13 protein-coding genes are annotated in these 12,988 nt (G+C 70.4%); 9 read left to right on the top strand and 4 right to left on the bottom strand.

The window, feature by feature from the left end:
* Positions 1-318 precede the first annotated feature (318 nt).
* A complete protein-coding gene (locus ACE3TA_RS08830) occupies positions 319-1,077 on the top strand; it encodes a pentapeptide repeat-containing protein (protein WP_374572678.1) in 759 nt (252 codons plus the stop codon).
* A 226-nt stretch (positions 1,078-1,303) separates the two neighbouring features.
* On the opposite strand, the gene ACE3TA_RS08825 is transcribed toward ACE3TA_RS08830, so the two are convergent.
* The 3 genes from ACE3TA_RS08825 to ACE3TA_RS08815 form a co-directional block, all read right to left on the bottom strand.
* Positions 1,304-1,603 (bottom strand): GIY-YIG nuclease family protein, encoded by a 300-nt coding sequence (locus tag ACE3TA_RS08825; RefSeq protein WP_374572676.1) that lies wholly within the window; start codon positions 1,601-1,603, stop codon positions 1,304-1,306.
* Positions 1,604-1,687: 84 nt separating this feature from the next.
* Positions 1,688-1,900, bottom strand: coding sequence for a hypothetical protein (locus ACE3TA_RS08820; RefSeq protein ID WP_374572674.1), 213 nt, complete (start codon positions 1,898-1,900; stop codon positions 1,688-1,690).
* Positions 1,901-1,995: 95 nt separating this feature from the next.
* Entirely contained in the window at positions 1,996-4,155 is a 2,160-nt protein-coding gene (locus tag ACE3TA_RS08815; RefSeq protein WP_374572672.1) for an ATP-binding protein, read from the bottom strand.
* Between the two features lie 251 nt (positions 4,156-4,406).
* Here ACE3TA_RS08815 and ACE3TA_RS08810 point away from each other — a divergent pair, with 251 nt between their 5' ends.
* The 3 genes from ACE3TA_RS08810 (at position 4,407) to ACE3TA_RS08800 (ending at position 7,584) form a co-directional block, all read left to right on the top strand.
* Positions 4,407-6,194 carry a long-chain-acyl-CoA synthetase gene (locus tag ACE3TA_RS08810; protein ID WP_374572670.1) on the top strand — a complete coding sequence of 596 codons (1,788 nt, stop codon included), beginning with the start codon at positions 4,407-4,409 and terminating at the stop codon, positions 6,192-6,194.
* A 143-nt stretch (positions 6,195-6,337) separates the two neighbouring features.
* Positions 6,338-6,889, top strand: coding sequence for a cation diffusion facilitator family transporter (locus ACE3TA_RS08805; protein WP_374572668.1), 552 nt, complete (start codon positions 6,338-6,340; stop codon positions 6,887-6,889).
* Positions 6,890-7,125: 236 nt separating this feature from the next.
* Complete coding sequence (locus ACE3TA_RS08800; RefSeq protein ID WP_374572666.1) at positions 7,126-7,584, top strand: c-type cytochrome; 459 nt, start codon at positions 7,126-7,128, stop codon at positions 7,582-7,584.
* 46 nt (positions 7,585-7,630) lie between these two features.
* On the opposite strand, the gene ACE3TA_RS08795 is transcribed toward ACE3TA_RS08800, so the two are convergent.
* A complete protein-coding gene (locus tag ACE3TA_RS08795; protein ID WP_374572664.1) occupies positions 7,631-8,434 on the bottom strand; it encodes an alpha/beta hydrolase family protein in 804 nt (267 codons plus the stop codon).
* On the opposite strand from ACE3TA_RS08795, the gene ACE3TA_RS08790 reads away from it, so the two are divergent.
* The 5 genes from ACE3TA_RS08790 to uvrC all read left to right on the top strand — a co-directional run bounded on the left by ACE3TA_RS08790 (position 8,421) and on the right by uvrC (position 12,986).
* Positions 8,421-8,699 (top strand): hypothetical protein, encoded by a 279-nt coding sequence (locus ACE3TA_RS08790; RefSeq protein WP_374572662.1) that lies wholly within the window; start codon positions 8,421-8,423, stop codon positions 8,697-8,699. The genes ACE3TA_RS08795 and ACE3TA_RS08790 overlap by 14 nt on opposite strands.
* Entirely contained in the window at positions 8,696-9,334 is a 639-nt protein-coding gene (locus ACE3TA_RS08785) for a TetR/AcrR family transcriptional regulator (RefSeq protein WP_374572660.1), read from the top strand. The genes ACE3TA_RS08790 and ACE3TA_RS08785 overlap by 4 nt, the downstream gene beginning before the upstream one ends.
* A 185-nt stretch (positions 9,335-9,519) precedes the next feature.
* On the top strand, positions 9,520-10,272 hold the full coding sequence (locus ACE3TA_RS08780; protein WP_374572658.1) for a class I SAM-dependent methyltransferase: 753 nt from the start codon (positions 9,520-9,522) through the stop codon (positions 10,270-10,272).
* Positions 10,273-10,355: 83 nt separating this feature from the next.
* A complete protein-coding gene (gene plsY / locus ACE3TA_RS08775; RefSeq protein WP_374572655.1) occupies positions 10,356-11,042 on the top strand; it encodes a glycerol-3-phosphate 1-O-acyltransferase PlsY in 687 nt (228 codons plus the stop codon).
* An 81-nt stretch (positions 11,043-11,123) separates the two neighbouring features.
* Positions 11,124-12,986 carry an excinuclease ABC subunit UvrC gene (gene uvrC / locus ACE3TA_RS08770; RefSeq protein WP_374572653.1) on the top strand — a complete coding sequence of 621 codons (1,863 nt, stop codon included), beginning with the start codon at positions 11,124-11,126 and terminating at the stop codon, positions 12,984-12,986.
* The last annotated feature ends 2 nt before the right edge of the window (positions 12,987-12,988 follow it).

Genomic DNA, 12,988 nt, shown 5'->3' with positions numbered 1-12,988 from the left:
AAATCACAAACAGCCGCCTGACCAGATCGTCGCCAGCCTGGACCGGCACGGCTAGGACGGCGCGCGCTAGCCCGTATCCAAATCGCTCGTTTTCGAGCCTGGGAGTTGCTCCGTATCGAAAATAAGCCTGCGGCGGCTGAGCTGGCTCGACACGCCGCAGGGCAGGTTTTCGATACAACCTCGCCAATTACGACCTGTGGGGCGGCGGCTTGTCCAGGGGCTGGGAACGGGGTCTGTTGGCGGCGGATTCGGTGCGCATGGGTCCCGCACAGCCGCTGCGCGGCTTGCGGGATGACGCGGGGAGGGGAGAGGCGAGCGATGGCGGCTGACGGCGACCTCCCCGACCTGATCCCCGGCGCGCACATCGCCGGCGCGGACCTGTCGGCCGCCGACTGGGCCGAGCGGGATCTGGCGGACCTGGTGCTGGAGGACTGCGCGCTGGTGGATGTGCAGGTCACCGCGACCTTGCTGCAGGGGGCGCGGTTCACGCGGTGCCGGTTCGTGCGCTGCCGCTTCGCCCATGTGGACCTGCGCGAGGCGGTGTTCGAGGACTGCGTCATGACCGACGCCGAGGAGCACGCCGGGGCCGCGTTCGCCTTTTGCCAGCTCGACGAGGCGCGGTTCGCCCGCTGCGACCTGAGCTTTTCCGACTTCGACCGCTCCAGCCTCTATGCGGTGGAGATGAGCGACACCAACCTGGTGGGGGCGCGGTTCCACCGGGCCGACTTTTCCCGCGCGTTCGGCAAGAAGGTGGTGCGCTGGGCCGCGGCGTTCCGCGGCTGCCGGATGGGGCTGGCGGACCTGTCCGAGGCGAGCCTGCCGGGGTGCGACCTGTCGGGCTCCTCGTTGCGGGAGGCCGACCTGACGGGCGCGGACCTGGAGGGGGCGGACCTGAAGGGCTGCGACCTTTTCCAGGCGCTGACCGGCGGGGCCAAGCTGGCGCGGGCCGACCTGCGCGGGGCGGCGATCGACGGGCTGGCGCTGACGGCGCTTTCCTCATTCGAGGGGGTGAAGATCACGGGGGGGCAGCAGCACCTGTTGCTGGCGGCGCTGGGGGTGGACGTGCTTCCGGAATAGGGGAGTCGAAGTCCCCCTCAGCCGCTTCGCGGCAGCTCCCCCAGCGGGGGAGCATCTGGGCGGCCGGCCCCCCTGTCGCCTTCCCCGCCCTTGTGGCGGGGATCCATGGTCGGGCCCGGCTGTGCGGCGGCGGGGTTCGCGGGGCGGCGGCGGGCTCGGCGGGAGCTGCGGCATGGGTCCCAGGCACAAGGCCTGGGATGACGGGGTGGGGCGGCTGGCGCTCCGGCTAGGCCAGGCCGGCGTAGAGGTCGTCCCAGTGCGGGTTGTCGCGCTCGATGAGGTTGATCTTCCAGTCGCGGGGCCAGCGCTTGATCGATTTCTCGCGCTGGAGGGCGACGGTCATGTCGTCGTGCGGCTCGTACCAGACCAGCCGCTTGAGGCCGTGGCGGCGGGTGAAGCCGGGGTAGACGCCTTCGCGATGCTCCCAGATGCGATGGGCGAGCCGGCCGGTGACGCCGACGTAGAGCGTGCCGTAGGGCCGGTTGGTCATGATGTAGACGGCGATGTAGGCGTCGCGCCCGACCATGATGCCTCGCCGGAGTCTTCGGTCCCCCTCAGCCGCTTCGCGGCAGCTCCCCCAGCGGGGGAGCATCTTGGATGAGCCCTTGGCTCAGTCGCGGTTGGCGTCCTGGGTGCGGGCTTCGGCGGGCCAGACGCGGACGGCGACGGCGACGGTGATCGAGCCGAGGACGGCGGCGAGGGCGCCGGCCCACTGGGTGAGGCTCATGCCCTGCTGGGCGAAATGGCCGGCGGAGGCGCCGCAGACGAACACCAGGGTGGCCGACGCCCATTCCGCGGCGTCCTGGCTGAGCAGATTCTTCATGGAAGCCCTCCCATTCAACCGGAAGAGTGCCGCAGGAGCCTTAAACAATCCTTGAGTCGGGCCAAGCGGCGATGGTCCGTATCCGGCGTAAATGGCTAGATCGCGGCGGCGACGGCCGCGGCGGTGCGCGCCATGCCCGCCTCCAGGGCCGCGAACAGGCGGGCCGCCTCGATCGGCTTGGCCAGGTGCAGGTCGGCGCCGGCGGCCAGGCTGAGGTCGTGGTGCTCGCGCATGGCGTTGGCGGTGAGCATCACCACCAGGGACGGCGACAGGCGCTGGCGCCGCTCGTAGGTGCGCAGGCGGCGCACGGCGTTCAGGCCGTCCATCACCGGCATCTGCATGTCCATCAGGACCACGTCGAAGCGGTCGGCCTCGAAGGCCTCGCAGGCCTCCAGCCCGTTCTCGACGCTGACCAGGTCGAGGTCGAGGCCGGTGAGCAGCACCTCCACCACGGTGCGGTTGGTGGGGTGGTCGTCGGCCAGCAGCACGCGCAGGCGCCGCTCGGCGACGTCGTCGTCGAGGAGGTCGGCGCCGGGGGCGGGGAAGGCCGGCCCGTTCGCCGCCGGGCGGGACGCGAGCGCGCCGGGCGCCTCCAGCCGGTCGGCGGCGAACAGGGGCGCGGGCGTGGCGGCCTCGGCGGCGGGGGGCAGGGGCAGGTCGACGATGAAGATCGAGCCGGCGCCGGGGGTGCTGTCGCAGTCGAGATCGCCGCCCATCAGCTCGACGAGCTGGCGGGAGATGGAAAGGCCCAGGCCCGTGCCGCCGTAGCGGCGGGTGACCGAGCCGTCAGCCTGCTGGAAGCGGCCGAAGATCTTGGCCTTGTCGGCCGGATCGAAGCCGACGCCGGTGTCCTCCACCTCGATGCGCCAGCTCGTCTCGCCGCGGCCGGCCAGGACCCGCAGGACGACGCGGCCGGTCTCGGTGAACTTCACGGCGTTGGAGACCAGGTTGGTGATCACCTGCTTGACCCGCACCACGTCGCCCAGGACCAGGCGCTCGGCGGCGGGGGCGACCTCGACGACCAGGGCCACGCCCTTTTCGTCGGCCCGGGGACGGCACAGGGCGCCGACGGCGCGCACCGCCTCGCCCAGGTGGAAGGGCTCGCGCTCGATCACCACCGCGCCGGTCTCGATCTTGGAGAGGTCCAGCACGTCGGAGAGCAGGCGCTCCAGGGTCTGGCCGGAGCCGCGGATGATGCGCACCAGCTCGGCCTGGCGGTCGGAAAGGCCGGTCTTCTCCAGGGCCGCGGCGATGGCCACCACCCCGTTCAGCGGGGTGCGGATCTCGTGGCTCATGTTGGCCAGGAATTCGCTCTGGGCGCGGTTGGAGGCGATCAGGCCCTCGGCGGCGCGGCGGGCGCGCACCACCATCAGCCCGCCGACGGCGGCGAAGGCGACGATCACCAGGATCACCGGGCCGATCGCCGCGCGCAGCAGCTCCGCGCCCGGCCGCCGCGGGGTCCAGACCAGGGTGACCGAGGGGCCGCCGCGCAGGGTATGGAAGCCGGCGGTGGCCAGGTCGCCGCGCGGGACCTGCGGGCGGTCGATGACCGCCTTGAGGGCGTTGAGCTGGTAGCGCTCGCCGATGGGCGCCAGGAGCGCGGCGTCGAGCGGGGCGGCGGTGAGCACGACCGGCGCGCGCGGCCCCTTCGGCCGGGCGTGGCCGAAGTCGGTCTGCACCAGGCTGGCGGTGACGAGCTGCGGCTCGCCGCCGACGATGACCAGGCCGCTGGACTGGATGGGCCGGGTCAGCATCTTGCGCGCGCCGGCGGCGGGGACGGCCACGGGGCCGCGACGCTGCTCGGCCTCGCGCACGTCGGCGATGAGGGCGCCGGCGCCGCGGTAGTCGTCATAGAGCGCCAGCGGCGCATCCTCGCCGCGGCGGCTGGCGTAGAGCGGCCGGCCCTGGCCGTCGACCACGAAGACCGTGTCGAAGCCGCCGGCCTGGGTGAGGAAGGCCGCCAGGTTGTCGCGCGCCCAGGCGCGGTCGAAGCGGTTGTCCAGGCGGACCACGGCCTCGTCCCAGTTGGTCTGGGGGAAGATCGAGCGCTCGATCTCGCCGATGCGGGCGATCACGCCCTGGCGGACCAGGCTCTCCTCGCGCATGCGCGCGCCGGCGTCGACCTCGCGCGACCAGAGCACCAGGCTCAGGACGAACACGACCATCGCCCCGACGGCGACGACCGCGAGCGGCGCAAGCAGATTGAAGCCAAGGTCGCGCCGCGGCGCGGCCCCCCCGACCGGTGCTGTCTTCATGCGTCGGAAGGTCGCATCTTGGGGTTAAGGAGGGGTATGGCCGCACACGCCAAGCGTGACTTTTCGGGGCGAACGGAGCCGATTGCTGTGGACGAAACGGGGGACGATTCGGACGGGGCCGGCCGGCGGGCGCGCCGGGGCGCGGCGCCGTCCAAAGGGCGTCTTAACGGAATCAGGGTGCTATGGCGTGCGGCCCGCCTTGACCGGCCGCGCGGCTCGCCGCCAAGGTGGGGCCGCCTCGGAGGGGGTGGATGAGTCTCAAAGCCCGGCTCAATCGCGAGTGGCGTTTCCTGCGCGGCCTCAGCCGCACCTTGAAGCGTGTGAAATCCATCAACGCGGCCTCCGCCAACCTGGTGTGCGACGACCTGCAGGCGGCGGTGGACATGTGGCGCGAGCGGCGCGCCATGACCTTCGAGGGCCGCTCGATCACCTACGGCGAGCTGGACGTCATCGCCAACCGCTTCGCCCACTGGGCCCGGGGCCAGAACCTGCGCCGCGGCGACGTGGTGGCGCTCCTGATGCCCAACCGGCTGGAATACTTCCCCATCTGGTACGGCCTGTCGAAGGTGGGCGTGGTCACGGCCCTGCTGAACAACCAGCTGCGCGGCGCGGCCCTGGCCCACTGCCTGACGATCAGCGGGGCGAGCGCCTGCATCGTCGACGACGAGACCTCGCCGGCGTTCGAGGAGGTCAAGGACCAGCTCGAGCGGCCGGTGCGCCAGTGGGTGCTGGGCGCGGCCTCCGGCGAGCAGCGCGACCTGGTGCAGGCGCTGAAGAGCTGCAGCCAGCTTCCGCCGGACCGTTCCGGCCGCGACGGGATGAAGGCCGGCGACACGGCGCTGCTGCTGTTCACCAGCGGCACCACCGGCCTGCCCAAGGCCGCGCGGGTGACCCATGTGCGCGCCCAGCTCTACATGCGCGGCTTCGCCGGGGCGACCGGCGCGCGCGAGAAGGACCGCGTCTATGTGACCTTGCCGCTCTACCACGCCACCGGCGGGCTCTGCGCCCTGGGCGCGGCGCTGCTGAACGGCGCCTCGGTGGTGCTGAAGAAGAAGTTCTCGGCCAGCCACTTCTGGAGCGACGTGATCGCCGAGGGCTGCACCATGTTCGTCTACATCGGCGAGCTGTGCCGCTACCTGGCGAACCAGCCGCCGCACGAGGACGAGACGCGCCACAAGCTGCGCATGGCGTTCGGCAACGGCCTGCGCCTGGATGTCTGGCGCGAGATGAAGCAGCGCTTCCGCATTCCCGAGATCCTGGAGTTCTACGGCTCCACCGAGGGCAATGTGTCGATGTTCAACTTCGACGGCCGCGAAGGGGCGATCGGCCGCTCGCCCAAGTGGCTGCGCGAGCGGTTCAACTATCGGCTGGTGCAGTACGACGTGGAGACCGACCAGCCGGTGCGCGGGCTGAACGGCCTGTGCGTGGAGTGCGGTCCCGGCCAGGTGGGCGAGTGCATCGGCAAGATCAGCGCCGACGCGCGCAGCGCCTACACCGGCTATGTCGACAAGGCCGCCAGCGAGAAGAAGGTGCTGCGCGACGTGTTCGAGCGCGGCGACGCCTGGTTCGCCACCGGCGACCTGATGCGCCAGGACGCCGACGGCTATTTCTATTTCGTCGACCGGGTGGGCGACACCTTCCGCTGGAAGGGCGAGAACGTCTCCACCGGCGAGGTCGCCGCCACCCTGGAGGCCGCCCCCGGCGTGCTGGAGGCCAATGTCTACGGCGTGGCCGTGCCGGGCGCGGAGGGCCGCGCGGGCATGGCCGGGCTGGTGGTGGACGAGAGCTTCGACATCAAGGCGCTGGACGAGCACGTGAGCCGCGAGCTGCCGGCCTACGCCCAGCCGCTGTTCGTGCGCATCCTGCCGGCGATCGAGGTGACCGGCACGTTCAAGCAGCGCAAGGTCGACCTGGTGGAAGACGGCTTCGACCCCTTCAAGAGCAAGTCGCCGATCTACTTCCACGCCCCCGGCAAGGGCTTCATCAAGGTGACCAAGACCGTGTTCGAGAAGCTGCAGGCCGGCGGGTACGGGCTGTAGGGGCGGCGGGGCCGTCTTCGCGGATTGAGCGGACCGTCGCCGGAACGCGGGCGCTGGCGTTCCGGCGCGTCGCGGGCCATGACTGTCCGATGGACGACTGCGGATGCAAGCCAGGGGCGGCGGAGACGGCGCCGGAGCGGAACGTGCTGCTGATCGCCCTGGTGCTGAACGCGGTCATGTTCGCGGTGGAGACGACGGCTGGTCTTCTGGGTCAGTCGACGGGCCTGTTGGCCGACGGGCTGGACATGCTCGCCGACGCGTCCGCCTACGCCGTGGCGCTGTGGGCCGTCGGCCGGTCCGCCCGTTTCAAGGCGGGCGCGGCGACCTTGAGCGGCTCGCTCCTGGTGGTGCTGGGGCTCGGCGTGCTGGCCGACGTCGTCCGGCGCGCCTTCGTCGGAACCGAGCCGGAGGGCGCCCTGATGGTCGGCGTCGCCGCCGTCGCGCTGGCGGTGAACTGGACGGTCCTGCGGCTGCTCGCGCGCGTGCGGGATGGCGAGGTCCACCTGCGGGCGACATGGATCTTCACGCGCGCCGACGTCGTCGCGAACGCGGCGGTGATCGTCTCGGGGCTGCTCGTCCTGGCGACCGGGCTCCGTTGGCTGGACCTGATGGTCGGCGCCGGCATCGGCGCCTACGTCATCCGCGAGGCCGTGGAGATATTGGGCCAGGCGCGAGCGGCGCGCGGTCAAGCCTGAATCGCCGCGCCGAATAATATCGGCCACGGCCTATGCTCGGCGGAATTCGAGTCTCATAGTGGTTTCGCGCAAGATGCGGAGAACCCGCCATGAAAATACTGACTCTCGCAGGGCTTATGCTGGCGCTTAGCATTCCAATTGTTGGAAGCTCGGCCGCCGATGCTCAGCCCCAGCCGCAAGCCCCTCAGACCTGGCGTGGATGCTGCGGCGCGAATCCGTGGCCCCAGGGTCCGGGCATGATGGGCGGCCACGGCTCGGGCATGATGGGCGGAGGCATGGGGGGAGGCATGGGCGGCGGAATGATGGGTCCCAGCGCGGCGCGAAATCACGCGGCGATGATGGGCGGCGTCCCCGCGCCCTACACCGGGGTCGGCAATCCGCTCCCCAGGACCAGCGCGACCATCGAGCGCGGCGCCAAGGTGTACGCCGACAACTGCGCCTCGTGTCATGGACAGACCGGGTTCGGCGACGGTCCGGCCGCCCGCGCGCTCTCGCCGCGGCCCGCCGATCTGGCCTGGTTGTCGCGCATGCCGATGAGCAACTGGGACCCCTTCATGTTCTGGACGGTCTCGGAGGGCGGCGCGCCGTTCGGAACGGCGATGCCGGGCTTCAAGGCCAGCCTGTCGGAGCAGGACCGGTGGGCGGTCATCGCCTACATCCAGGCGCACCTGCCCCAGGCGAAGGCCGGCCGATAACGACCGGCGCCTCCTTCGCGCCGGACGCTTCGCCGCGAGCTCCGGCTCACTTCGTTTCGAGCCGCCCCTGCGGATTGTCGACCGTCTCCATCCAGGCGACCGCTTCGTCCCAGGCGGCGTCGCCGGGGTAGAGCGCGCCGAGGAGATAGGCGAGCGAGAGCCGTTGGACGGCGGCGAGCCGTTCGGGGCTCTCGTCCGTCGTTTCCCTGGACTCGTAGTTGGGAACGCCGCCGAGCGAATGCTCGCCGCCGAACACCGTGAACAGGCCTTTCGCGCCGGGGCTCAGGTCATAGGCCTCGCGCCACCAGTCGGGGCCGCGCACCGTCATGGCGCCGTTGTCGTGATCGCCCGCGATCACGAGCGCGGGCGTGCGCATGCGGGAGAAATCCGGGTTCATGAACGGAAAATTCTCAGCGGCGAAGGCGCTGAGATTGTCGCCGCCCGTGCCCGGCACGGCGAGCAGCACGCCCGCCTTCACGCGAGAGTCCGCGATGTCCACGACGGAGCCGTCGTCCGGATCCGGGTGGGTCGCCCCCAGCAGCATGCTGGCCGTCTGCGCGCCCCACGAGTGGCCGGCCACGGCGATGCGGCTGAGGTCGAGGCGGCCGCGGACGGCCGGGACCATGGCCTCGATCCGGTCCAACTGGTCGAGGATGGCGACCAGGTCCGCTTCGCGGTGGCGCCAGAAGCGCGGCCGGCGCGGATCGTCCTTGGCCAGGCCCAGCATCCGCGAGTCGAGGTGGGTGGGCTGGATCACGACAAAGCCGTGCGCCGACCAGTAGTTCGCCAGCGGACCGTAGGCGTAGAGCGACTGCCCGTTGCCGTGCGAAAAGACGATGATCGGCGACATGTCGGCGCCGGCCGGCGCCGACACGCGTAGCTGGAGGTCGGTTCCCCGGCCGGGGCTGGCCAAGGTCACCGGCGCCACGGAAATGACGGCGGCGGGCGCGCCCGAGGCGGGCGGAGGCGTTGACGCGGCTCGATGGTTCACTGATCTGCCTTTGTCGCTGGGGAGGAAAGGGATAAACCGGATCATTGTTCCGGTTTATCGCAAATACGGATCATTGTTCCGTTTATCAAGGGCGTCGGGCGAAAAGGCAGGAATTGGTCGATGACGAAAGGCCGCGTGACTGAGCCGCGCCAGGACAACGGCCTGGCGAGCGGACGCGAGGCGCGACCGGTGCGCGCCGACGCGCGCCGCAACGAGGACGCCCTGCTCGAAGCCGCCAAGCGGATCTTCGCCAGGTCGGGCGTGGATGCGCCGGTGCGCGAGATCGCCGCGGAGGCGGGCGTGGGCCTGGGCACGCTGTATCGCCGGTTTCCCAAGCGATCCGATCTTGTCGCCGCGGTTTTCCGGCGGGAGGTCGACGCCTGCGCCGCCGATGCGGCGACGCTCGCCGCCGAACAGGCGCCGGGCGAGGCGCTGGCGAGCTGGCTGATGCGCTACACGCAGTTCATCGCGACCAAGCAGGGGCTGGCGGCGGCGCTGCACTCGGGCGACCCGGCCTTCGACGAGCTTCCGGCCTATTTCAGGGCCCGTTTCGAGCCCGTGCTGAAATCGCTTCTCGAAGCCGCCGCCGCCGCGCACGCCGTCCGCGACGACATCGCCGCCTATGATCTGCTGCGGGCGATCGGCAACCTTTCGGTCGCGACGGGCCCCGACGGGGAAGACCATGTCAAGCGCATGGTCGCGCTGCTGATCGACGGCCTGCGATATGGCGCGACGCCGCCCGCGAAGGGTGGGGGCTGAGCAAGCGCCGGGGCGGGCGCCACGGCCTTCGCGCGCTGTGCAACCGGAGCGATACAAAGAGAAGGCGGCGCGCGATGCGCCGGTTACGCGGCGCAACAAAACGCGGTCCGGCGGTGGCGGACGCGTATACGCGTCAGGATCGGTCGGCTATATCGCGCTCAATCGACAGGTGTGACGAGACGACCATGTCCTCGCTCGGCGACAAGCTTGATCTGCAGAAGGCCTATCGGAACTGGTTCGACCGGGCCGCGCGGGCGATGCCCCGCAAGCAGGCCGCGGAATATGCGATCGGCGGGGAGTTCCACGCCTATGGCGTCGTCCAGTCGGAGATGCTGCGCTTCTACGGCATGCGCGACGAGGACTACCTCGTCGACGTCGGCTGCGGATCCGGCCGCACCGCCCAGCCGCTGGCGGCCAGCCACAAGGGCCGCTACCTCGGCACCGACCTGGTGCCGGAACTGGTCGACTACGCCAGATCGCTCTGCAACCGCCCCGACTGGCGCTTCGAGGTGGTGACCGGCCTGCAGATTCCGGAAGCGGACGGCGTCGCCGACTTCGTGTGCATGTTCTCGGTGCTGACGCACCTGCTGCACGAGCAGAGCTATCTCTATCTGGAAGACGCCCGCCGGGTGCTGAAGCCGGGCGGCAAGATCGTCTTCTCGTTCCTGGAGTTCCGCCAGCCGTACCACTGGGACGTGTTCGGCGCGACCGTCGAGGCGGCCCGCGCCTCCAACGACCGGCCGCTCAACGTGTTCATCGACCGGGACGCGATCGGAGCCTGGGCCAGCCACCTGGACCTGAAGGTGGAGGACATCCGCGACGGCCACGACGCCTTCGTCCCGCTGGCCTCGCCGCTCACCCTGGAGGGCGGCCACGTGCTGGAGCATTTCGGCAACGTCGGCCAGTCGATCTGCGTGCTGTCGCGGCCTGAGGGCTGAGGGTTCGGCGTCGAATCCGCTTCGGCCGCGGGCGCAGGGGGCCATAGAGTGAGCGCCTGGAGTCGATCGGGAAGGTGACGGCCATGGTGTTCTGGATCGCGAGCGCGGCTGGATTGGCGATCGCCTATCTCTTCGGCTCCACGCCCACGGGCTATCTGGCGGGACGGCTGCTGAAGGGGATCGACCTGAGGAAGCAGGGCTCCGGCTCCACCGGGGCGACGAACGTGTTGCGGACCCTGGGCAAGGGCCCTTTCTTCGTGGTGCTGCTGGTGGACCTGCTGAAAGGCGCCGGGGCGATCGTCTTCATCAAGTGGTTCTGCGCGTGGCTCTATGCGACGCCCTACGTCACGCCGCCGGCCGGGCTCGAGCTGCGCACCGTCGAGCCGTGGATGGCGGCCCTGGCCGGGGCCGCGGTGCTGCTGGGACACGCCCGGTCGATCTGGCTGAACTTCACGGGCGGCAAGTCCGCCGCGGCGGGCCTGGGGGTGCTGCTGGCGATCTCCTGGCCGGTGGGGCTCGGCGCCGCGGCGGTCGTCTGCGCCGTGCTGGCGATCTTCCGCATCATGTCGCTCGCCTCGATGCTGGGCGCCCTGACGGCGATCGGCCTCGTCTTCGGCCTGCAGAACCCGACGGCCTATCGGCTGCTGGTGGTGGCGGGCGTGGCCTATGTGATCATGCGCCACCGCGCGAACATCCGGCGGCTGCTGGCCGGGACGGAGCCGCGCCTCGGACAAAGCAGCCCGGCCTACGACGCGGGCTCGCCGGGCTAGGCGCAGACGATCTGGCGGCAGGTCGGCCGCATCAGGCGCGGACGTCTCCTAGCGCGGGGCAGATCGGCCTATATCTGGGGCATGTCGGATTCGACCCTGGCCCCGCTGACCGGCGCGGCGCTGATCAAGGATGAGGTGAAGCGTCTGCCCGACGCGCCCGGCGTCTATCGCATGATCGGCGAGGACGGCGAGGTCTTGTACGTGGGCAAGGCCCGCTCGCTGAAGAAGCGGGTGACCCAGTACGCGCAGGGCCGCTTCCACACCCAGCGCATCGCCCACATGGTCGACCTGACGCGGGAGATGGTGTTCGTCACCACCCGGACGGAAACCGACGCGCTGCTGCTCGAGATCAACCTGATCAAGCAGATGAAGCCGCGCTTCAACGTGCTGCTGCGCGACGACAAGAGCTTTCCGGAGATCGTCATCCGCCGCGAGCATCCGGCCGCGCAACTGAAGAAGCACCGCGGCGCGCACACCATCAAGGGCGACTACTTCGGTCCGTTCGCCTCGGCCTTCTCGGTGAACAAGACGCTGAACACCCTGCAGAAGGCGTTCCTGCTGCGCTCGTGCTCGGACAGCGTTTACGAGAGCCGCACGCGGCCGTGCATGCTGCACCAGATCCGCCGGTGCGCGGCGCCCTGCACCGGGCTGATCAGCCTGGAGGACTACGCGGGGCTGGTGGACCAGGCCGAGGCCTTCCTGCGCGGCAAGAGCCGGGCGGTGATGGCCAAGATGTCCGAGGAGATGCAGGCGGCTTCCGACGAGCTGGAGTTCGAGCGGGCCGCGCGGCTGCGCGACCGCATCCGGGCGCTGGCGTCGGTGGCCCAGGAGACCAGCGTCAATCCGGAGACGGTGGAGGAAGCCGACGTCTTCGCCCTGCATTCGGAGGGCGGCCAAGCCTGCGTGCAGGTGTTCTTCTTCCGCGCCGGGCAGAACTGGGGAAACCGCGCCTATTTCCCGAGGATCGACCGCACCGACGAGGACGCCGAGGTGATGAGCGCGTTCCTCGGCCAGTTCTACGACGACAAGCCGATCCCCAAGCTGATGCTGGTGAGCGTGGAGCCGACGGATCGGGAGCTCCTGGAAGAGGCCTTCGCCATGAAGGCCGGGCGCAAGGTGGAGATCGCGCGGCCGCAGCGGGGCGAGAAGCGCCAGCTCGTCGACCAGGCGGTGGTGAACGCGCGCGAGGCGCTGGGCCGCAAGATGGCCGAGAGCTCGGCCCAGTCGAAGCTCCTGGCGGGCGTGGCCGAGGCGTTCGGCCTGGAAGCCTCGCCCGAGCGCATCGAGGTCTACGACAACAGCCACATCATGGGCACGAACGCGGTGGGCGGCATGATCGTGGCCGGGCCCGAGGGCTTCCAGAAGAGCCAGTACCGCAAGTTCAACATCAAGGGGACCGAGCTGACCCCCGGCGACGATTTCGGGATGATGAAGGAGGTCTTGCGCCGCCGCTTCGCACGCCTGGTCAAGGAGGAGGAGGCCGGCGAGGACACGGTGCGTCCGGACCTGGTGCTGATCGACGGCGGCGCCGGCCAGATCGCGGTGGTGATGGAGGTCATGGCGGACCTCGGCGTCGACGACATCCCGGTGGTCGGCGTGGCCAAGGGCGTCGACCGCGACGCCGGGATGGAGCGCTTCTTCATCCCCGGCAAGGAGCCGTTCCGCTTCGACCACAAATCGCCGGTGCTCTACTACCTGCAGCGCCTGCGCGACGAGGCCCACCGCTTCGCCATCGGCACCCACCGCGCCCGGCGCGCCGCCGACATGAAGAAGAACCCGCTGGACGAGATCGACGGGGTGGGGCCGGGGCGCAAGCGCGCCCTCCTGCACGCCTTCGGCTCGGCCCGGGGCGTCTCCCGCGCCTCGGTGGAGGATCTCTCCAAGGTGGAGGGCGTCAGCCAGGCGCTGGCCCAGCGCATCTTCGACTTTTTCCGCAAGGCCTGAGG

The sequence above is a fragment of the Phenylobacterium sp. genome (assembly GCF_041916435.1).
In the GTDB taxonomy this organism is placed as follows: Bacteria; Pseudomonadota; Alphaproteobacteria; order Caulobacterales; family Caulobacteraceae; genus Phenylobacterium.
Note: the sequence above shows the minus strand (reverse complement) of the source record. Positions and strands in the feature narration are given on the sequence as shown.